The sequence below is a fragment of the Kribbella sp. DT2 genome, from assembly GCF_049844575.1.
Classification (GTDB): domain Bacteria; phylum Actinomycetota; class Actinomycetes; order Propionibacteriales; family Kribbellaceae; genus Kribbella.
Genome location: NZ_JBNCLH010000002.1, coordinates 377,666 through 395,161 on the forward strand (window position 1 = coordinate 377,666; position 17,496 = coordinate 395,161).

Here is a 17,496-nt window from a genome sequence, read left to right on the forward strand (position 1 = left end):
GCATCCTGACTACCGCCGGGGGAGTAGTAGTGCTCTGCCTACCGTGCTCAGCCCAGCCAGCCCGGTCGTACGAGCCCGGTCTGGTAGGCGAGCACCACCAGTTGCGCCCGGTCCCGCACACCCAGCTTCACCATCGCCCGGCTGACGTGCGTCTTGGCCGTCGCCGGGCTCAGCACCAACCGGGCCGCGATCTCGTCGTTCGACAACCCCTCGCCGACCAGCGCGACGATCTCCTTCTCCCGCTCGGTCAGCACGTCGAGCTCCTTGCTCGCATGCGGCTGCCGGCTCCGCGTCGCGAACTCGGCTACCAGCCGCCGCGTCACCCCCGGCGACAGCAACGCGTCCCCGCGCGCGACGACTCGTACGGCCTGCAGCAGCTCGACCGGCTCGGTGTCCTTCACCAGGAACCCACTGGCCCCGACCCGCAACGCCTCGAACACGTACTCGTCCAGGTCGAACGTCGTCAGGATCACCACGTGCACACCGGAGAGCGCTTCATCCGCCCCGATCTGCCGCGTCGCCTCGAGCCCGTCGGTCCCCGGCATCCGGATGTCCATCAGCACGACGTCCGGCTTCTCCGCCCGCGCGACCGCCACCGCCTGGGCCCCGTCCGCGACCTCACCGATCACGTCGATGTCGTCCTCGGCGTCCAGCAACGACCGGAACCCCGCCCGCACCAACGCCTGGTCGTCCGCCAGCAACACCCGAATCATGCGCCCACGCTAAGCCATCCACCGGTCAGGCGAGGCCCGCGTCATGAGCCAACAAAGCAATCTGTGTCCGGTTCCCCAGCTCCAGCTTCGTCAGGATGTGCGAGATGTGCGCCTTCACCGTCGCCAGGCTCATGTACAGCTCCGACGCGATCTCCGCGTTCGCCTTGCCCTGCGCGACCGCCAGCATCACGTCGTACTCCCGCGGACTCAGCCGCGAGAGCGCTCCCTGTGCCTCCGTGTGGGCGTCCGCCTGCGTCGCCGCCCGGTCCATCAACCGCCGTGTGATCGCCGGCGACAGAATCGGGTCCCCGGCGGCAACCCGCCGTACGGCGTCGACGATCTGCGCCGGCGGTGTGTCCTTCAGCAGGAACCCGCTCGCCCCCGCCCGCAGCGCGTGCAGCACGTTCTCGTCGGTGTCGAAGGTCGTCAGCACGATCACCTCCGGCGGGTTTTTCCGTGCCCGCAGCCGCCGCGTCGCGACGATCCCGTCGACCCGCGGCATCCGTAGGTCCATCAGCACCAGATCGGGGAAGTGCGCGTCGATCGCCGCCGGCACCTCGTCCCCGTCCGCCGCCTGCGCGACCACGGCGATCCCGTTCGCCCCGTCGAGCATCATCTCCAAGCTGGCCCGGACGAGCGCGTCGTCGTCCACCACCAGCACCCGAATCGCAGCACTCTCACCCATAGACGTCACCGTAGTCACTACTCCGGCCAAGGCAGCGCAGCATGCAGCCGGAACTCACCCGCCGCCTTCCCGTGATCCAGCGTCCCGCCCGCAAGATGCACCCGCTCGGTCAACCCCACCAGCCCGGTCCCACTCCCAGGCGCAGCCGGTACGCCGTTCCCGCCGGGATTCGTCAGCTCGATCACCAGCCCGTCACCCGGCCGCCCCCGCACGACCACCGTCACGGGCCGCCCGGCCGCGTGCTTGCGCGCGTTGGTCAGCCCCTCCTGCACCACCCGGTACGCCGTCCGCCCGGTGGCCGGCGGCAACTTCTCCGCGGCGCTCACCTCGGCGTCGTACGAGATCGCGCTCCCCGCGTCCCTCGACTCCTGGACCAGCGCGTCCAGATCCCCGAACGTCGGCTGCGGCCGTCCGCCCGGCAGCTCGTCGACGTCGTCCCGCAGCACGCTGATCACCTCGCGCAGCTCCTCCAGCGCCTGGTGCACCCCGGTCCGGATCACCCCCGCAGCCTGCGCGAGCTTCTCCGGCGACGAGTCCGGCCGGTACTCCAGCGCCCCCGCGTACGTCGCCAGCAGCGACAGCCGATGAGCCAGTACGTCGTGCATCTCGCGCGCCATCTTCGTCCGCTCCAGCGTGCGCGCCTCGGCCACGCGGCGCCCCTGCTCGTTCTCCGCCCGGAGAGCGCGTTCTCGCAGGGAGCTGAGCAACGCGCTCCGCGCCTGCCCCCACTGACCCCACGCAAGCAGAGCGGCGTGCACGGCGACGTCGACGACGACGTACCAGAACAGGTTCAGTCCGTCGATCGGCCGCCAGAGCCACTGGAGCAGGTGCGCGGTCGTCCCGGCGAGGGCGACCAGCGCGGCGACCTTGATCGGCCGGCGCTGCGCCACGGTCAGGGTCCCGACCGTCGACGCCGGCGTCGCGGCGGGGGAGAGCACGGCGAGCGCGGCCAGCACCAGCGCCGACTGCACGGGTCGCGGACCGAGCGGAAGAATGAGGCCGACGGCAACGATGCCGACGACGACGTCGAAGAGCAGCCACTCGGTCCCCTCCCGGCCGGTCTGGCGCCCGATGAGGGTGGTCGTGGTCAGCAGCGCGACGGAACCGACTCCGAGAACGTCACCGAGCAGCCGTCGCGAGCGGGTCGCACCTCGCCGACCACCGGCGGGATCGGTGGAGCACGTCTCAGTCATGAGCTGACCCTAGGTCCGGCCCGGTTCCCACGACCACCGACCAAAGTCGATGCCGGACCGACTTCCGGGCGTGCGGGCGCAGCCGCCCGGCCGATGCCGGAGAAGGCGTCCTCCGGCGAGGCTGTTCCCACATCGACCCGCTGAACCGGAAGGCACCACCATGACCGTCACCACGAACAAGCCCGTCACCACGAACAAGCCGGTCACCCGGGTTCCCGGCAAGAGCCGCCTGGCGGTCGTCGGCGCGACCTCGGCCGCCGCCCTCGTCACCTGGGCGGTGTTCGGCCCGCTCGCCGGCGTCGACCTGAAGGCCGAGCAGGGCACGACCGTCTACCACGTCAACGGCGTCTCGGTCTTCGTCGCGGCGACCGTGATGGCCTTCGCCGGTTGGCTCCTGCTCGCGGTGCTCGAACGCCGGACGATCAACGCCCGGAAGGTCTGGACGATCGTGGCGGCGTCGGCCTGCGTCCTGTCGCTCAGCAGCCCGCTCGTCGGCGGGATCGGCATCGGCGCCAAGCTGGGCCTGGCGTCCCTGCACCTGATCGTCGGCGCCGTGGCCATCGTCGGTCTGCACCGCACGGCCCTGTCCGTCTACGAGCGCTGCAACTAGCATGACGACCGAGATGAGGAACTGGAGCGGCTACCAGACGGCGAAGCGGGAGCTGATCCGTTCGCTGTCCGGAACCGTCCTCGAGATCGGCGCGGGCAGCGGCGCCAACTTCGCCGCCCTGCCCGACGATGTCGAGTGGATCGGCCTCGAGCCGAACCGCCGCGCCCGTGCTCAGCTCACCCGTACGGCGGCCGGACGTCGCGTCCTGGCCGCCGGCGCCGAGCAGATCCCGTTGCCTGAGGCAAGCGTCGACGGCGTGCTGTCGACCGTCGTACTGTGCTCCGTCGGCGACCTCTCGGCCGCGCTCGCCGAGCTGCGTCGCGTGCTCCGCCCCGGCGGCCGCTTCGTCTTCGTCGAGCACGTCGCCGCACCGCGCGGCAGCTGGACGTACCGCCTGCAACGGATCGCGGCGCCGTTCACCCGACGCTTCGACCGCGGCTGCAACCCCGCCCGTGACATCGCCACGGCCATCACAGAGGCCGGCTTCACGACGACCGAGCTGGACCACTACACGATGCCCGGCCTGATCCCGATCCCGTTCATCGCCGGCGCCGCTACCAGGTAGGGGAGGACAACCGGGCGGACCGGTAGAACCCCTCGATGTGCTCGGTCACCAACCGCGCCGCGTCCTCACCCCGCCCGTCCCGAATCGCCCCCACGATCCCGTGATGCTCGGCCCGCAACCCGACCACGGTCGCATCCCAGTCCGGCAGGTTCGGTACGGCGGCCAGCACGTACCCGTGAATCGCCGACCGCAACGACCCCATCACCGCAGCGATCAACACGTTCCCCGCCAGCCCCGCCAAGGCCACGTGGAACTCCGCATCCAGCAAGTGAAACTCCTCCGGCGACAAGCCGCCGGCATCCATCCGCCGTAGCAACTCTTCGGCGATCTCCAACTTCTCGAGGCGCTCCCCACCGGCCAGCTGATCAGCAGCCTCCCGCGCCGACCAGGACTCCAGCAGCACCCGGGTCTGCACGATGTCGCCCATCGGCAGATGACTGGTCGCCAGGTGCAACCGCAGCAACGCCGTCAACGGCGCCGACGGCTCCGCGACGATCACCGCGCCCGCCTCCGGCCCGGACCCCGTCGCTGTCCGTACGACGCCGAGCGCCTCCAGCACCCGCACCGCCTCCCGCACCGACGGCCGGCTGATCCCCAGTTGCTCGGCCAGCGCGCGCTCTCCGGGCAGCCGTCCGCCCAGCCGCAACCGCCCCGCCGCGAGGTCGGCCTCGACCTGCTGCAGCACCAGCTCGTAGTTCTTCACAGCGGCGAGTGTAGCTGTGTGGTCGGACCACAGGTATGCTGTGGTCCGACCACAGCGACGTACCACCTGAGGAAGGTTCCGATGACCGACCGCCAGATCCCCCGCTGGTCCGAGCTGAAGCCCCTGCTGCGTGCCAAGCCGATCACCGCGAACCCGACCGAGCGCAGGCTCGAGAAGGCCCTGACGATCGCCGACCTGCGCCGGATCGCCAAGCGCCGGACGCCGCGCTCGGTGTTCGACTACACCGACGGCGCGGCCGAGTCGGAGATCAGCCTGCAGCGGGCCCGGCAGTTGTTCGCCGAGATGGAGCTGCAGCCGTCGATCCTGCGCAACGTCTCCGACATCGACCTGAGCACCGACATCCTCGGCCGGCGCTCCGAGCTGCCGTTCGCGTTCGCGCCGACCGGCTTCACCCGGATGATGAACCACGAGGGCGAGAGCGCGGTCGTCAAGGTCGCCGAGGACCTCGGCATCCCGTACGCGCTGTCCACCATGGGCACCACCTCGATCGAGGACGTCGCCGCCGCCGGTCCGGACGCGCGCAAGTGGTTCCAGCTGTACGTGTGGCGCGACCGCGAAGCGGGGGAGGACCTGGTCAAGCGCTCGGCCGCCGCCGGGTACGAGGCGCTGATGCTGACCGTCGACGTACCGGTCGCCGGTGCTCGCCTGCGGGACGTCCGCAACGGCTTCACCATCCCGCCGTCGCTCACGGCCAAGACGGTGCTCGACGCGTCCATGCACCCGGCCTGGTGGGTCAACCTGCTCACCACCCGGCCGCTGACGTTCGCCTCCCTGTCCAGCTGGGACGGCACGGTCGCCGAGCTGCTGGACCAGCTGTTCGACCCGACCATGACGCTGGACGACCTCGCCTGGATTCGCTCGATCTGGGACGGCCCGCTGATCATCAAGGGCATCCAGACCGTCGATGACGCACGCCGGGTGGTCGATGCGGGCGCCGACGCCGTCGTACTGTCGAACCACGGTGGCCGCCAGCTGGACCGGGCTCCCACGCCGCTGCGTATCCTGCCGGACGTCCGCAAGGCCGTGGGTACGGACGCCGAGGTCTACCTCGACACCGGCATCATGAGCGGCGCCGACATCGTCGCCGCACTCGCCCTGGGCGCCGACGCCTGCCTGGTCGGCCGCGCCTACCTGTACGGCCTGATGGCCGGCGGTCAGCGGGGTGTGGAGCGCGCAGCGCAGATCCTGACCACAGAGGTCAAGCGGACGATGGCCCTGCTCGGCGCGCGGAGCGTTGAGGAACTGAACCCATCACACGTCCGCCTGCCCTGACCCTGTACGACGCGCGCCCGCTGTTGACCCCCTTGGTCGGCGGCGGGCGCTGCCGTGTCAGGCCGAGTGCGGCTCCATCGGCAGCTGCGCGACAACCCGCAGCCCACCGGTCGGCGTACGACTGGCAGTCAACGTCCCACCCAGCGCCGTCGCCCGCTCCCGCATCCCGATGATCCCGTTGCCCTCCCGCGGCGCCGCGGCGAGCGACTCGCCGTCGTCGTCCACCTGCAGCACCAGCGACTCCTCGCCGTACTGGATCCGCACGGTCGCCGCGGTCGCCTTCGCGTGCCGCACGATGTTCGTCAGCGACTCCTGGATGATCCGGAACGCCGCGCGGTCCAGCCCGGTCGGCAACGGCCGCGGGTCCCCGTGCACGATCGTGTGCACCTCCAGCCCAGCGCGCGACGTACCGGTGATCAGGTGCTCGAGCCGCTCCAGCCCCGCCACCGGCTGCCGCGGCGCCGACTCGTCGGTCTGCCGCAGAATGCCGACGATCGACCGCAGCTCGACCAGCGCCTCCTTGCTCGCGTCCTTGATCGCCGACAACGCAGGCCCGGCCTGCTCGGGCTTCCGATCGACCAGGTGCAAGGCCGTCGAGGCCTGCACGTTGATCAGCGAGATGTGGTGAGCGACAACATCGTGCAGCTCCTGCGCGATCCGCAGCCTCTCCTCACCGGCCCGCCGGAGCTCAGCCTCCTGCCTGGTCTTGTTGGCCGCCGCGACGCGATCTCGATGCGCACGGAACAGCTCGGCAGCGAAGCCGAGCACCAGGAAGCACGTGCCGACCAGGAGGATCTGGTAGACGTTCTGATCATTGATCCCGAGCACGAACCGGCCGAGGACGTGTCCGGTGTAGAGCGCGGCGATCGCTGTCCAGCCGGCACTTCGATGCCCGGCCCGGATCGCCGCGAACACAGCGATCACGAAGGCGAAGATCACCGGGCCGTACCCGTACTCGCGCAGCATGTAGACCAACGTCGAGGCGGCAGTGGCCCACAGAACCGGTACGGGGTGGGTCTTCAGCCAGTAGAGCGAGACCGACCCGATCAGGACGAGCACGACCAGCAGCCAGTCGGCGTGACGCCGGTCCGGCTGGTTGTTGCTCGAGCCCATGGACCCGACCACGGCCACGACCGAGACGACCGCCGGCAGCGCGATCCGTCTCACCTGGGGCCAGAACGTCGTGGTGCTCACCCTCAGAACAGTAGAGGCCGTGACGACCCGCTGTCGTCGTCGCCACGGAGTACTCCCAGCTGCTTCACCCGGAGTACGTCAGTACTTGACGGTGTAGATACCCGCCTCGTACTTCGGCCCGTAGTACTGCTCGAGCTCGGCCAGGTCGTCGTCCGGCCGGTCCAGCACCTTGGCGATCTGCGCCCGGCTCGGCACGGCGCCCGGCTCCCAGGACTCCGGCTTCCAGACCTTGGAGCGCAGGAACGCCTTCGAGCAGTGGTGGAAGATCTCCTCGATCTCCACCAGCAGGGCCAGCTGCGGCCGGTTGCCCTTGACCACCATCTGGTCGAAGAACGGCGCCTCCCGCACGATCCGGGCCCGGCCGTTGATCCGCAGCGTCTCGCCGCGGCCCGGGATCAGGAAGATCAGGCCGACGTTCGGGTTGCTGACGATGTTGAGGAAGCCGTCGATCCGGCGGTTGCCGGCCCGCTCGGGGATGGCGATCGTGCTGTCGTCGAGGACCACGGTGAAGCCGGCCGGGTCGCCCTTGGGCGAGACGTCGCAGCTGCCGTCGGCCGCGGAGGTCGCGATCAGGCAGAACGGCGACGCGGCGAGCCACTCCTTGTCGAGGTCGTGCAGCTGCTTGCGCACCTTGTCCGCGGCGTGGGACAGCGGCTCCGGGACCACCTCGCGCAGCTCTTCGTAAGTAGTAATCTCGACCAGTCCGGGGATGTCCATCAGGCGGCGTACTCCTCTACCGAAGAAGGCTGGACCGCCTTGCCGGCGGGCCGAGTCCGTACGGCCCATCGTACGGCGGGACCAGTTGCACAACTGGTCCCCAGGAACAGCGCACCGACGACCATCCACCCGATCGGACCCCACCCGAGTACCAGCGTCGTCAGCAGTACCGGCCCCAGCATCCGAGCGATCGCGGGGCCGGTTCCGAAGAAGCCCTGGTACTGCCCCTGCTGCTCAGCGGGCGCAAGACCGAAGCTGATCTCCCACGCGCCGGAGGCGAGCTTCATCTCGCCGAAGGTCAGGAGCGCGGCCGCCGCGGCCAGTACGACGGCCGTCGCGGCCGGGGGAGCGCCGACGGCGGAGAGCGCGAACACCGCGCACGCAGCAAGCATCGCGACCCCGGCGATCCGTACCGACCGCGTTGCCGTCTTCAGGTTCGTCACGCTGCGCGCGATCCGGACCTGGAACGCGGTGACGCCGAGCGTGTTGATCACCAGCAACGAAGCGACGACCCAGCCGGGAGCGTTGGTGCGCTCGACGATCCACAACGGTGCCACCAGACTGAGCAGCGGCATGAACATCAGCATCACCGCGTTCAGCAGCGCCAGTACGGCGTACGGACGGTCGCGCAGCACGGCAAGCCGCGGCGCCCCAACCTCTCGCTCGGTCACTGCCTCAACAGCCGGCACCTTCCGAATCAACGCTGCCGCCACCAGGAAGCTCACCGCATCGATCGCGAACACCGTCAGGTACGCCTCGGCGGTGTCGAACTTCAGCGCCACACCGCCGAGCGTGGCCCCGACCGCGAGCCCACCGTTCGCCGTGGCCTGCAGCGTGGCGCGGATCCTCGTTCGCTCCGCAGGCGAGACCAGGCCTGCCAGCAACGCCTGTCGCGCAGCTGTCAGTCCCGTCTGACTGCTCGCGTAAGCGATCGCGGCGACCAGGAAGAGCGGAAAGCTGCGGACGAAGAGGAACGACCCCACCGAGAGCGCCGTCGACAACGCCAGCAGAATCGCGACGCCGCGCGGCCCTCGCCGGTCGGCAAGATGCCCCAGCGGAACACCGGTCAGGAACCCCACCAGCCAGGCGATCGTCAGCCCCAGCCCGACCTGAGCGGTCGACAACCCCACCACCCGGGTGAAGAACAACGCCGAGGTGACGATGAACGCGCCATCGCCCACCGAGTTCGCCAGCTGCGCCGTAGCAAGCCGCTTCGAGGTCGTCATACTCCGACCCTAGATCTCCAGCGGCCCAATACTTTGGTCCATTCTCATCACCAATCAATGGGCCAATATTCCCCTGTGGAAAACCCCGGAAGCCCCCCGTTCCCACGGCATCTTCTAGGCATGACCTTCAAAGACCTCCCCCCGGACTGGCGCCACCACGCCCTCACCGACCCCGCCCTCACCCGCAACGTCATCGACCTCTACTGCACCGCCGGCGACCGCAGCCGCGGCGCCCTGACCCTCGTCATCTGCGATGAAAAGAACCACTTCAAAGGCGCCCTCGTAGTAGACCTCTGCGACCTGGCCCCCGACCCAACAACCACCCCCACCGGCCGCCCCCGCCGCACCACCCTGACCACCCCTCCAACCGAAACCCCTCCGCCCGCCCCCCACCAGACCACCCTGACCAGCACCCGCCAGCCCACTCCAACCGGAGCCTCTCGTACCGGCCCTCCCACCCGCACGATCAGCCGCTCAGCCGCACTCCGCCCCGTAATCCGCCCACTCCAGGTCTACCCCGGCGGCGCCCTCATCCTCGCCTTGGGCCGCAGAGGCCCAGGGACCACCACCAAGTCCGACCGCGAATGGGCCGACGCAGCAGTCCGCGTCTGCCGCTCCTTAGGCGTCCGCCTCCTCGGCTTCTACCTGGCGTCCCGCGACACCGTCTTCCCCGCCGACCTCACCACCGCCACCACAGACCTCCCCACCGCAGCCTGACCCCGACCCCCACAAACCGCCCGCTCCCACCACCCCAAGCCCTCCGCACCCCCGGCACCCCCGCACGCCTCCCTCTCTCTTTCCGGCCGAAGCGACCTAAGCCCCCACCAACCCCAGCGGCCGCATCCCCACCACCTCAGCCAGCCTCGACCCCAGGAGCACCCCATGCCACCCGAATTTAACCCCGCACGCCCGTCGTCCTCACCGCACCCCACGCGGCCGGAACTGCACGCTGATCCGCGGCCCGATTCGCCCGGAAGCCTTCGGAATCGCATGCTCCCAAGTCCGCTGACAGGACCCACCCATCACGATCAAATCCCCGTGCCCCAACGGATACCGGATCGTCGACCCGACAGGCCCACTCACCGACCCAGGCCGCGGCCGCAACGCCAACACCCGTGGCTCACCCACCGACAGGATCGCGACCATCGTGTCCTCGCGTTCCCCACGCCCCAGCTTGTCCCCGTGCCAGGCCACGCTGTCCCGCCCGTCCCGGTAGTAGCACAACCCCGCCGTCCGGAACGGCTCACCCAGTTCCTCGGCGTAGTGCTCGCTCAGCAGATCCCGGGCCTCGTCCAGAATCGGCAGCGGCAGCGTGTCGCTCTCCCCGTAGAAGCAGAGCAACCGCGGCACCTCGACCACCCGGTCGTACATCTGTCGCCGCTCGTCCCGCCACGGCACGTCCACCGCCAGCCGCTCATACACCTGGTCGGCACCCGACAACCACCCCGGCAGCACATCGATCCATGCCCCGTGGCTCAGCTCCGTCCGCTGCACCGCGTCCAGCGACCCGAGCTCCGGATCAGCGAACGCATCCAGCAAGGACGCTTGAAGGTCAGCACCCATACCGCCACTGTACCCGAGATTCGAACATACGTTCCCCTGACCGCCGGCCCTCTCACCGACGCCAACGCCCACCTGAAACCAGTGGTGCTGATGAGGCGAATGGTGCACTTCCCACCCTGGCCCTCACCTGCGAAAGACTGCCGGCACCACCACGACGACCACGACCAAGACCAAGGACCGCACCGGAGCCCCCATGCCCACCTTGCTGATCCAGAACTGCTCGGTCCTGGTAGTCCCCGAGACGGGGGAGTGCCGCGTCGACGAGTCCCAGGACATCCTGATCACCGACGGCAAGATCGCGTCGATTACCCCCACCGTCCCGCAGGCCCCAGCCGATGACCTCGAAACCCTCGACGCCACCGGCCTGCTAGCGGTCCCCGGTCTCATCAACGCGCACACCCACAGCCCCATGGTCATGATGCGAGGCGCCGCCGAGGACCTCTCCATCGACAACTGGTTCAACCAGAAGATCTGGCCCATGGAAATGAACCTCACCCCCGAGCGAGTCAGAGTCGGCGCCCGCCTCGCCTGCGCCGAAATGCTCCTAGCCGGGGTCACCACCTTCGTAGACCACTACTTCCACGCCGAGCAGATCGCCCAGGTAGCAATCGAACTAGGCATCCGAGCCAACCTGGCCCCCACCTTCTTCACCTCCACCGGCCCCGAGTCCCGCGAAGCCGCCTTCGAAGCAGCCCGCCAAATCCGTGCCCTAGGCAACAACCGCGTCACCGCGAGCCTAGGCCCGCACGCCCCCTACACAGTCTCCGAAGAAGACCTCCGCCGCACCGCGGAAGTAGCCCAGTCCGAGAACTTCCGAATCCACCTCCACGCCGCCGAGACCCAAGACCAAACCACCTCGTCCCAGTCCCAGCACGGCGCAACCCCCATCCAAATCCTCCACCGCACCGGCATCCTCGAGTCCGGCGCCCTGATAGCCCACGCCTGCGGCCTCGTCAACGAGGACCTACCCCTCCTCGCCGAGTACGCCGACCGCACCACCATCGCCACCTGCCCCAAGGTCTACCTGAAACTGGCCATGGGCCCCACCACCCCCATCAAACAACTCCAGTCAGCCAACGTCCCCGTAGCCATAGGCACTGACGGCGCCGCAGTCCACAACACCCTCGACCTCTGGGAGTCCCTCCGCCTAACAGCCCTGACCCAAAAGCACCAAGAACAAGACGCCGAGTGGATGTCCCTTTCCCAAACCCTCCGCCTAGCCACCCGAAACGGCGCCCAAGCCTCCCACCAAAACACCGGCACCCTCACCCCAGGCCGCCAGGCCGACATCACCCTCGTAGATCTCTCGTCCCCCCACAACCAACCCCTCCACAACCCTTTAGCAGCCCTCGTCTACTCAATCCGCCCCACCGACGTAGTCCACGTAGTAGTAGACGGCGAGGTAGTCGTCCACGACCGCACGTTGACCACCGCAGACCTCACCGAAATCCTCACCCAAGCCAACGGAGTAGCCCACACCCTCGTAGATCTGACGAAGCCTGGCGCAGTCCAGCGCTACGCCCCATGACTCCTCCTGAGCACCGCCGTGGACGTCTCCTTCGACCTCCTCAAAAGGTCGATGCCAGCAGGTGCCGCTGGCGTGCTGGCCGCCTTCGCAGTACGAGCCGCCTCCATCGCGGTTCGCCACCAAGACCCCCGCGAAATCCAAGCCGGCCATGTAGCCACCGCGATCGCCCTGGACCTCACCACAGACCCCCGCGACGCGCTCCCCGCCCTCGCCGTCCTGTACCGAGCGGCAGAACTGATCGACCAAGATCCATCCCACCAGTTCTCCGCAGCCAACGACCTCCTCGGCGGCCAAGTCCCTGAGCTGATCAAGTTCCCGCAGCGCTCACCGAACGACAGATCCATCCAGGCGACGGCCTACGTAAAAGCCAACGACCCCCAGGGCTTCAAATTCCTGCGAACCTGGTGACACAAGCAGCAACCTAACTTGCGCTTACCTCACAACATCAGCCTCGGACCGAATCTCGTTGAAGGTGCCATGCCCGTTCTCGACCTCCCGCTCACGCTCGACCGCCGGGTGCGGCAGCGGTCCTATGAGTACGGCGAACCGACATCCACCAGAGATCGCGCTGCAGAGTGGGACGGGCTCTTGATAGCCAAACACTTGGCTCCAGCCTGGCGGGACGCGTAATGGACCGGGTGAAGATGGACCGCCTCGCGGTGAAGCTCGCGGAAGGTGCCGCGCAGGACCTCCCGATCGTTTCCGGGAGCCTGCGTCAGCAGGGGTGTTCGATGATCGAGACGATCTACCTGATCCATAGAGCATTCGACGTGTCTTTGGGTGACGCGAAAGGTCTGGTGATGACCGCGGAAGCCAAGCGAACAGGCAGCACTGGGTTCGAAGACTTCCATCAGCAACTGGAAGACGCGATCGAAGCAGATCCCGACGTCACCAGGTGATGGCCTCCTAGCAAGAGCTGCGAGTCGACCAGCAACCGCCCGACCAGCTCGCTGGTCACGCAACCAACCCAAGCTCCGTGTCGTCGCCTGTTCGAGGCGACTGCACCATCGAGGGAGTCCTCAAGCACCCGGCTGGTTCACGCGCGCACTCCGGCCACGCACGGACAACGCGCCCTGCCCGAAGAGGTCGGGCGGGGCGCGTTGTGGAGTTCGGTCGAGGTCAGCTGACCGTGAAGCTCTTGGCGGGGCTGACGCCCGTGGCGTGGTCGCCGTCGGACTGGAAGACGACTCGGTAGGTGTAGCTGGCTCGGGCGGTGGGCTTGATGGAGAAGCCGTAGTTGCCCGTGGCGTTGAGCTTGGTGCTGGTGATGGTCGTCCACGTGGCGCCCGTCGAGCGCTGGAGGTAGACCGTGGAACCGGCGTGCTGGGGGCGGACGTAGCCGTAGAACGTGGTGGCGGCGCCCAGCTTGATGGACGTTGCCGACAGGCTCGCGGTGAGGGTCGGGCGGATGTCCGTTGTCCAGTTGCCGGTGCGGGAGCCCAGGAGCTCCGGCGAGCCGTTGTAGCCCCAGGCAAAGATCGTCGAGTACGTCGGCTGGTAGGTGACCGAGTACGTGCCGGTGGCGCTCGTCGTGACGCGGGTGATCTCGCGCCAGGTCGAGCTGTTCTTGTTCCGGCCGTACAGCGAGACCAGTACGCCGGCCAGCGGCGCCTTGGTGTCGACCCGGACGACGCTGCCGCTCAGCGTGACCTTGCCGCCGAAGTCGAGTGCGGTCGCGTTCGCGGTCATCGTCGTGTACGTCCCGGTCAGGTTGGCCGCGACCGACGAGCTCCACTTACCACTGCGGTCCTTGACCCAGGCGCGGAACGCGTAGCTCGTCGCGTTCGCGAGCCCGGTCGCCGTGGCGCTCGCGGCCGGACCCATGTACGCCGGGGTGCCAGTGTTCGGAGCCCCCGGAGCGACAGTCCCGACGTTACGCCGTACGACGACCTGGTCGAGGTCGGTGATCCCCGGCAGCGTCCACTTCATCCCCGCCGCGGCGTACTGCCCGGTCACGGTGAAGTTGGTGATCGGCGCCGGCGCGACGTCGACGGTCCGGAAGAAGACGAAGTACGAGCCCGGCATGGTCGCGCCGCCGGTGTCCTTCACCGCGCCGATGACCGCCCGGTACGGCGTGTTGTCCTGCAGCGTCGCGGTCGGGTCGATCGTGATCCGCTTGGTCGCCGGGTCGTAGGTCGGTGTGCTCGGCACGACGGCGCCGGTCTTGCCGTGCAGCAAGCGGACCGTCGTCGTGTTCACGCTCGCGGGGTCGAGCTCACGCTCGAAGGTGAACGTGGGGGAGGCAGTCTGCGCGATACCACCGGCCAGGTCGGCCGGGCTGGTGTCGCGGACCCAGTAACGGTCGCCGATCCCCGAGCTGCCCGGCCCCGTGTTGGCAACGGACAGGGTGTACTGACGGCTGTCACGGACACCGTTGTAGTTGTTCACCTTGAAGTAGGAGCGGCCGGCGGGGAGGGTGACGTTCGCCTTCTCGTCTCCCGTGCCGGCGTCCGCGAACCCGATCAGCCGAAGTTGCGCGTCGTAGACGCTGAGCACCGGGTCGACCCTCTGCGCGCGGTTGACCTCCTTCTCGTACTCCGGGGCATCCAAGGTGATGACGACGTTACGAGCGGCCGGCGACTCCGCGGAGTACCAGTCCTCTTCGCCCTCCGTGCCGATGGCACCGGCGATGGATGCGTGGGCCATCGCGGTTGCACGAACCGGGACGTCGTTGCCATCAGGACCGGCGGCCCAGAACTCAGGCGCCCAGGTCGCGCCGAGCGCGTTCGCGGCGTCGAGGATGCCGGCGCCGTAGTACGGGTCCCGGCCGCGTGGGCCTGCATCGCGGGCAGTGTTCTTGAGCTGCGCCTCGATCTGGGCCGGCGTCCAGCTGGGGTACTTGTTCCGCAGCATCGCCGCGACACCCGCGACGATCGGCGCGGAGAACGACGTACCGTCGCCAACGCCGTAGGGAAGCTCGTTGGGCTTCGCGAGACGACGCGGCAGGGTGGACAGGATCGACCAGCCCGGAGCGGCGATGTCCACGTTGTCGCCCCAGGAGCTGAAGGTGGTCAGGACACCGTTCGAGTCGGTGGCGCTGACCGAGAGCACCTCCGGAAGCGAGCCCGGGTAGTGCGCCACGTTGGTGTACTCGTTGCCCGCGGAGACAACCACGACGATGCCCTTGGCAATGGCCGCCTTGATCGCGTTGTGCATCACGGCGTTGTAGCTCGGACCGCCGAGGGACATGTTGATCACCCGGGCGCCGTGCGAGGCAGCCCAGTTGATTCCGGCAACGATCGCCGAGTCGCTCCCGGAGCCGTTGGCCTGGAGGACCTTCACCGGTAGGATCCGCGCGTTCCAGGCGACTCCGGCCATACCGCGGGCGTTGTTGGTGTTGCCGGCGATGATGCCGGAGACGAAGGTGCCGTGCCCGTTGTCGTCGTCGGTGGCGGCGTTCTTGGTGTAGGCGTTGTAGCCGCTCAGAACCCGTCCCGAGAGCTCGGGGTGCCCCGCGTCGACGCCGGAGTCCAGTACGGCGACCGTCTGCGCGCCTGCGGACTTGCTCAGGTCCCATGCTTGCGGCATCCGGACCGTCGACAGGTAGCCCTGGTCCGACCGGTAGTACTCGTCGTTCGGCGTAGCGTCGGCGTGCCGGGTGTAGTCCAGCGACGCGGCCTCCACGCTCGGCTCGGCCTTCAGCTTCTTCAGCAGGTCGGCGGCCGGGGCGGTGCTGGACACGGTGACGAAGTCACCGGTCGACAGCGAGGCGGCCTGGCGACTGTTGTGCTTGGCAAGCACCTTGCTCCGGGCGGACGCGCTCGCCTTGGCGGAGAACTTCACCATCACGGTGTGCGGGTCGAAGGTCTCCGGTGCGGTGCCCTTCGCGGGCAGCGTGGGTGCGGGCAGGCGCTTGAACGTGGCCGGCTGGGCCGCGGTGACGCTCGACGAACTGAGCACGACCAGCCCGGACGCGATCAGCGCGGCCGGTAGGCCCAGTTTCAGGAGGTGGGACGGGCGGATGGGTAACACAGGACCCCCCCAAGGGTCTCAGAGTGACATTCTGGGCGGAGTATGTCAGAGCAGGGAGACAGTTTCGGGGGCGCCGGGATGTCAATAGATGCAATGTTGTCCCGACGTTACCGTGGGACGCCCAGCGGGGGCTGGTCCTGGGAAGAGGTTGGCGATGAAGTACATGTTGTTGATCCGGCCGGACATCGAGTTCGACGGGCCGGTGCCGGCGGAGATGGTTGCCGCGACCGAGGCGTGGGTGGCGGAGATGACTGCGCGCGGCGTACGGCTGCACGGGGATGCTCTGCGGCCGGCGCGCGAGGGGACCGGGGTGAGTCGGCGGCAGGGCCGGGTGGTGACCACCGACGGGCCGTACGCGGAGGCCAAGGAGCAGATGGGCGGCTACGACCTGATCGACTGCCGCGACCTCGACGAGGCGATCGAGATCGCCTCCAAGCACCCGGTCGCGGAGATCGGCACGGTCGAGATCCGCGCGGTCAAGGCGATGACGGACTAGGCCGAGCCAGTACGACGAACGCACGGCCGGTCGGGTGCGAGGGCCGGAGTGGCCGGGCGGGGGAGCGGACGCGACCGGCGGGCGGGCCACCGCGCGGGCCACACATGATCGCCGAGCTGGAGCGTGTGCGGCAGTCTCGGGGCGGCGTACAGGTTGAAGTGGGCGTGCGGTTCTAGGGTGGGAGTCCACCTGCTGAGGAGTGCGCACGATGGCTGATGGTTCTGCACCGAGGTCTGATCTGTCCGGGTGGCGGAAGGCGCCGTTCACCGGGGGTGGGCTGACCTATGACTGCTACGAGAAGGGTGCCGGGCCGGGCGTCGTACTGGTTCCGGAGGTTCCCGGGATCAGTCCGGAAGTGCTCGGGCTGGCGCAGCATCTGGTCGCGGAGGGGTTCACTGTCGTCGTACCGTCGCCGTTCGGTACGCCGGGGCGGGAGGCCTCGTCCGGGTACACGATGCGGGTGTTCGCGCGGTTGTGTGTGACGAAGGAGTTCCGGGCGTTCGCGGTCGACGCCGAGCGGCCGATCACGCGGTACCTGCGGGCGCTCGCCGCGGATCTGGCAGCCCGTACGCCGGGACGTGGCGTCGGCGTGATCGGGATGTGCTTCACCGGCGGGTTCGCGCTGGCGACGGCGGTGGACGACGTCGTCCGGGCGCCCGTGATGAGCCAGCCGGCGACCCCGGGACCGATCAGCCCCGCTCGCCGGCGCGATCCTGGGGTCTCGCGCCAGGAGCTGGAACGCGTCGCCGAACGCACCCGCACGGACGGCCTGTGCGTACTCGGCCTGCGCTTCACCAAGGACCGCGCCGTACCGGCCGAACGCTTCGCCACCCTGCGCGAACACCTCGGCGACGCCTTCGAGGTCATCGAGCTCGACTCGGGCCCCGGCAACGCGGGCGGCTTCAAGTCCTCCGCCCACCAGGTCCTCACCGCCGAGGTCCGCGAGACCCCAGGCCACCCGGCGCTCGCAGCCCGCACCCGCACGGTCGAGTTCCTCCGCGAGCACCTCACCCCAACAGCCTGACGGTGTACGCCAGG

At 68.8% G+C, this 17,496-nt stretch carries 18 protein-coding genes; 9 read left to right on the forward strand and 9 right to left on the reverse strand.

What is annotated here, in order from left to right:
* Positions 1 to 47: 47 nt before the first annotated feature.
* Genes ACLQ2O_RS10600 through ACLQ2O_RS10610 form a run of 3 tightly spaced genes read right to left on the reverse strand, consistent with a single transcriptional unit; the run spans position 48 to position 2,591 of the window.
* A complete protein-coding gene (locus tag ACLQ2O_RS10600) occupies positions 48 to 713 on the reverse strand; it encodes a response regulator (RefSeq protein WP_425829811.1) in 666 nt (221 codons plus the stop codon).
* Positions 714 to 738: 25 nt separating this feature from the next.
* Positions 739 to 1,398, reverse strand: a complete 660-nt coding sequence (locus ACLQ2O_RS10605) for a response regulator (protein WP_425829813.1) — start codon at positions 1,396 to 1,398, stop codon at positions 739 to 741.
* 17 nt (positions 1,399 to 1,415) lie between these two features.
* Positions 1,416 to 2,591, reverse strand: a complete 1,176-nt coding sequence (locus tag ACLQ2O_RS10610; RefSeq protein WP_425829815.1) for a sensor histidine kinase — start codon at positions 2,589 to 2,591, stop codon at positions 1,416 to 1,418.
* A gap of 160 nt (positions 2,592 to 2,751) precedes the next feature.
* Here ACLQ2O_RS10610 and ACLQ2O_RS10615 point away from each other — a divergent pair, with 160 nt between their 5' ends.
* Both ACLQ2O_RS10615 and ACLQ2O_RS10620 read left to right on the forward strand, forming a co-directional pair.
* Positions 2,752 to 3,201 carry a DUF6069 family protein gene (locus tag ACLQ2O_RS10615; protein ID WP_425829817.1) on the forward strand — a complete coding sequence of 150 codons (450 nt, stop codon included), beginning with the start codon at positions 2,752 to 2,754 and terminating at the stop codon, positions 3,199 to 3,201.
* A gap of 13 nt (positions 3,202 to 3,214) precedes the next feature.
* The gene (locus tag ACLQ2O_RS10620) at positions 3,215 to 3,766 is read left to right on the forward strand and encodes a class I SAM-dependent methyltransferase (protein WP_425829819.1); all 552 of its coding nucleotides are present in this window, start codon (positions 3,215 to 3,217) and stop codon (positions 3,764 to 3,766) included.
* Here the strand turns inward: ACLQ2O_RS10620 and ACLQ2O_RS10625 are convergent.
* Complete coding sequence (locus tag ACLQ2O_RS10625; RefSeq protein WP_425829821.1) at positions 3,756 to 4,469, reverse strand: FadR/GntR family transcriptional regulator; 714 nt, start codon at positions 4,467 to 4,469, stop codon at positions 3,756 to 3,758. The two genes, ACLQ2O_RS10620 and ACLQ2O_RS10625, sit on opposite strands and share 11 nt — an antisense overlap.
* 81 nt (positions 4,470 to 4,550) lie before the next feature.
* Here ACLQ2O_RS10625 and ACLQ2O_RS10630 point away from each other — a divergent pair, with 81 nt between their 5' ends.
* Positions 4,551 to 5,762, forward strand: a complete 1,212-nt coding sequence (locus ACLQ2O_RS10630) for an alpha-hydroxy acid oxidase (RefSeq protein ID WP_425829823.1) — start codon at positions 4,551 to 4,553, stop codon at positions 5,760 to 5,762.
* A gap of 57 nt (positions 5,763 to 5,819) precedes the next feature.
* Here ACLQ2O_RS10630 and ACLQ2O_RS10635 read toward each other — a convergent pair whose 3' ends face one another.
* The 3 genes from ACLQ2O_RS10635 to ACLQ2O_RS10645 form a co-directional block, all read right to left on the reverse strand.
* Positions 5,820 to 6,956, reverse strand: a complete 1,137-nt coding sequence (locus ACLQ2O_RS10635; protein WP_425829825.1) for a sensor histidine kinase — start codon at positions 6,954 to 6,956, stop codon at positions 5,820 to 5,822.
* 78 nt (positions 6,957 to 7,034) lie between these two features.
* The gene (locus ACLQ2O_RS10640) at positions 7,035 to 7,673 is read right to left on the reverse strand and encodes a pyridoxamine 5'-phosphate oxidase family protein (RefSeq protein WP_425829827.1); all 639 of its coding nucleotides are present in this window, start codon (positions 7,671 to 7,673) and stop codon (positions 7,035 to 7,037) included.
* Positions 7,673 to 8,899: an MFS transporter gene (locus ACLQ2O_RS10645; RefSeq protein ID WP_425829829.1), complete on the reverse strand. Its 1,227-nt coding sequence runs from the start codon at positions 8,897 to 8,899 to the stop codon at positions 7,673 to 7,675. The genes ACLQ2O_RS10640 and ACLQ2O_RS10645 overlap by 1 nt, the downstream gene beginning before the upstream one ends.
* Before the next feature lie 120 nt (positions 8,900 to 9,019).
* Here ACLQ2O_RS10645 and ACLQ2O_RS10650 point away from each other — a divergent pair, with 120 nt between their 5' ends.
* A complete protein-coding gene (locus ACLQ2O_RS10650) occupies positions 9,020 to 9,616 on the forward strand; it encodes a hypothetical protein (protein ID WP_425829831.1) in 597 nt (198 codons plus the stop codon).
* Positions 9,617 to 9,817: 201 nt separating this feature from the next.
* Here ACLQ2O_RS10650 and ACLQ2O_RS10655 read toward each other — a convergent pair whose 3' ends face one another.
* The gene (locus ACLQ2O_RS10655) at positions 9,818 to 10,462 is read right to left on the reverse strand and encodes an alpha-ketoglutarate-dependent dioxygenase AlkB (RefSeq protein WP_425829833.1); all 645 of its coding nucleotides are present in this window, start codon (positions 10,460 to 10,462) and stop codon (positions 9,818 to 9,820) included.
* 193 nt (positions 10,463 to 10,655) lie between these two features.
* Here ACLQ2O_RS10655 and ACLQ2O_RS10660 point away from each other — a divergent pair, with 193 nt between their 5' ends.
* From ACLQ2O_RS10660 to ACLQ2O_RS10670, 3 genes are all read left to right on the forward strand, one after another.
* Positions 10,656 to 11,990 (forward strand): amidohydrolase, encoded by a 1,335-nt coding sequence (locus ACLQ2O_RS10660; protein WP_425829835.1) that lies wholly within the window; start codon positions 10,656 to 10,658, stop codon positions 11,988 to 11,990.
* A 72-nt stretch (positions 11,991 to 12,062) separates the two neighbouring features.
* Positions 12,063 to 12,398: a hypothetical protein gene (locus ACLQ2O_RS10665; protein WP_425829837.1), complete on the forward strand. Its 336-nt coding sequence runs from the start codon at positions 12,063 to 12,065 to the stop codon at positions 12,396 to 12,398.
* A 221-nt stretch (positions 12,399 to 12,619) separates the two neighbouring features.
* Positions 12,620 to 12,889 (forward strand): hypothetical protein, encoded by a 270-nt coding sequence (locus tag ACLQ2O_RS10670; RefSeq protein ID WP_425829838.1) that lies wholly within the window; start codon positions 12,620 to 12,622, stop codon positions 12,887 to 12,889.
* A 220-nt stretch (positions 12,890 to 13,109) separates the two neighbouring features.
* On the opposite strand, the gene ACLQ2O_RS10675 is transcribed toward ACLQ2O_RS10670, so the two are convergent.
* Positions 13,110 to 15,962 (reverse strand): S8 family serine peptidase, encoded by a 2,853-nt coding sequence (locus ACLQ2O_RS10675; RefSeq protein ID WP_425829840.1) that lies wholly within the window; start codon positions 15,960 to 15,962, stop codon positions 13,110 to 13,112.
* Positions 15,963 to 16,116: 154 nt separating this feature from the next.
* On the opposite strand from ACLQ2O_RS10675, the gene ACLQ2O_RS10680 reads away from it, so the two are divergent.
* Positions 16,117 to 16,458 (forward strand): YciI family protein, encoded by a 342-nt coding sequence (locus ACLQ2O_RS10680; RefSeq protein WP_425829842.1) that lies wholly within the window; start codon positions 16,117 to 16,119, stop codon positions 16,456 to 16,458.
* A 208-nt stretch (positions 16,459 to 16,666) separates the two neighbouring features.
* Positions 16,667 to 17,482: a dienelactone hydrolase family protein gene (locus ACLQ2O_RS10685; protein ID WP_425829844.1), complete on the forward strand. Its 816-nt coding sequence runs from the start codon at positions 16,667 to 16,669 to the stop codon at positions 17,480 to 17,482.
* The last annotated feature ends 14 nt before the right edge of the window (positions 17,483 to 17,496 follow it).

Bases quoted from the DNA above. Each gene is read 5' to 3' on its own strand.
- ACLQ2O_RS10600 (WP_425829811.1), bottom strand. From the start codon at position 713: ATGATTCGGGTGTTGCTGGCGGACGACCAGGCGTTGGTGCGGGCGGGG.
- ACLQ2O_RS10685 (WP_425829844.1), top strand. From the start codon at position 16,667: ATGGCTGATGGTTCTGCACCGAGGTCTGATCTGTCCGGGTGGCGGAAG.
- ACLQ2O_RS10670 (WP_425829838.1), top strand. From the start codon at position 12,620: ATGGACCGGGTGAAGATGGACCGCCTCGCGGTGAAGCTCGCGGAAGGT.
- ACLQ2O_RS10615 (WP_425829817.1), top strand. From the start codon at position 2,752: ATGACCGTCACCACGAACAAGCCCGTCACCACGAACAAGCCGGTCACC.
- ACLQ2O_RS10660 (WP_425829835.1), top strand. From the start codon at position 10,656: ATGCCCACCTTGCTGATCCAGAACTGCTCGGTCCTGGTAGTCCCCGAG.
- ACLQ2O_RS10640 (WP_425829827.1), bottom strand. From the start codon at position 7,673: ATGGACATCCCCGGACTGGTCGAGATTACTACTTACGAAGAGCTGCGC.
- ACLQ2O_RS10610 (WP_425829815.1), bottom strand. From the start codon at position 2,591: ATGACTGAGACGTGCTCCACCGATCCCGCCGGTGGTCGGCGAGGTGCG.
- ACLQ2O_RS10630 (WP_425829823.1), top strand. From the start codon at position 4,551: ATGACCGACCGCCAGATCCCCCGCTGGTCCGAGCTGAAGCCCCTGCTG.
- ACLQ2O_RS10650 (WP_425829831.1), top strand. From the start codon at position 9,020: ATGACCTTCAAAGACCTCCCCCCGGACTGGCGCCACCACGCCCTCACC.
- ACLQ2O_RS10605 (WP_425829813.1), bottom strand. From the start codon at position 1,398: ATGGGTGAGAGTGCTGCGATTCGGGTGCTGGTGGTGGACGACGACGCG.
- ACLQ2O_RS10645 (WP_425829829.1), bottom strand. From the start codon at position 8,899: ATGACGACCTCGAAGCGGCTTGCTACGGCGCAGCTGGCGAACTCGGTG.
- ACLQ2O_RS10680 (WP_425829842.1), top strand. From the start codon at position 16,117: ATGAAGTACATGTTGTTGATCCGGCCGGACATCGAGTTCGACGGGCCG.
- ACLQ2O_RS10655 (WP_425829833.1), bottom strand. From the start codon at position 10,462: ATGGGTGCTGACCTTCAAGCGTCCTTGCTGGATGCGTTCGCTGATCCG.
- ACLQ2O_RS10620 (WP_425829819.1), top strand. From the start codon at position 3,215: ATGAGGAACTGGAGCGGCTACCAGACGGCGAAGCGGGAGCTGATCCGT.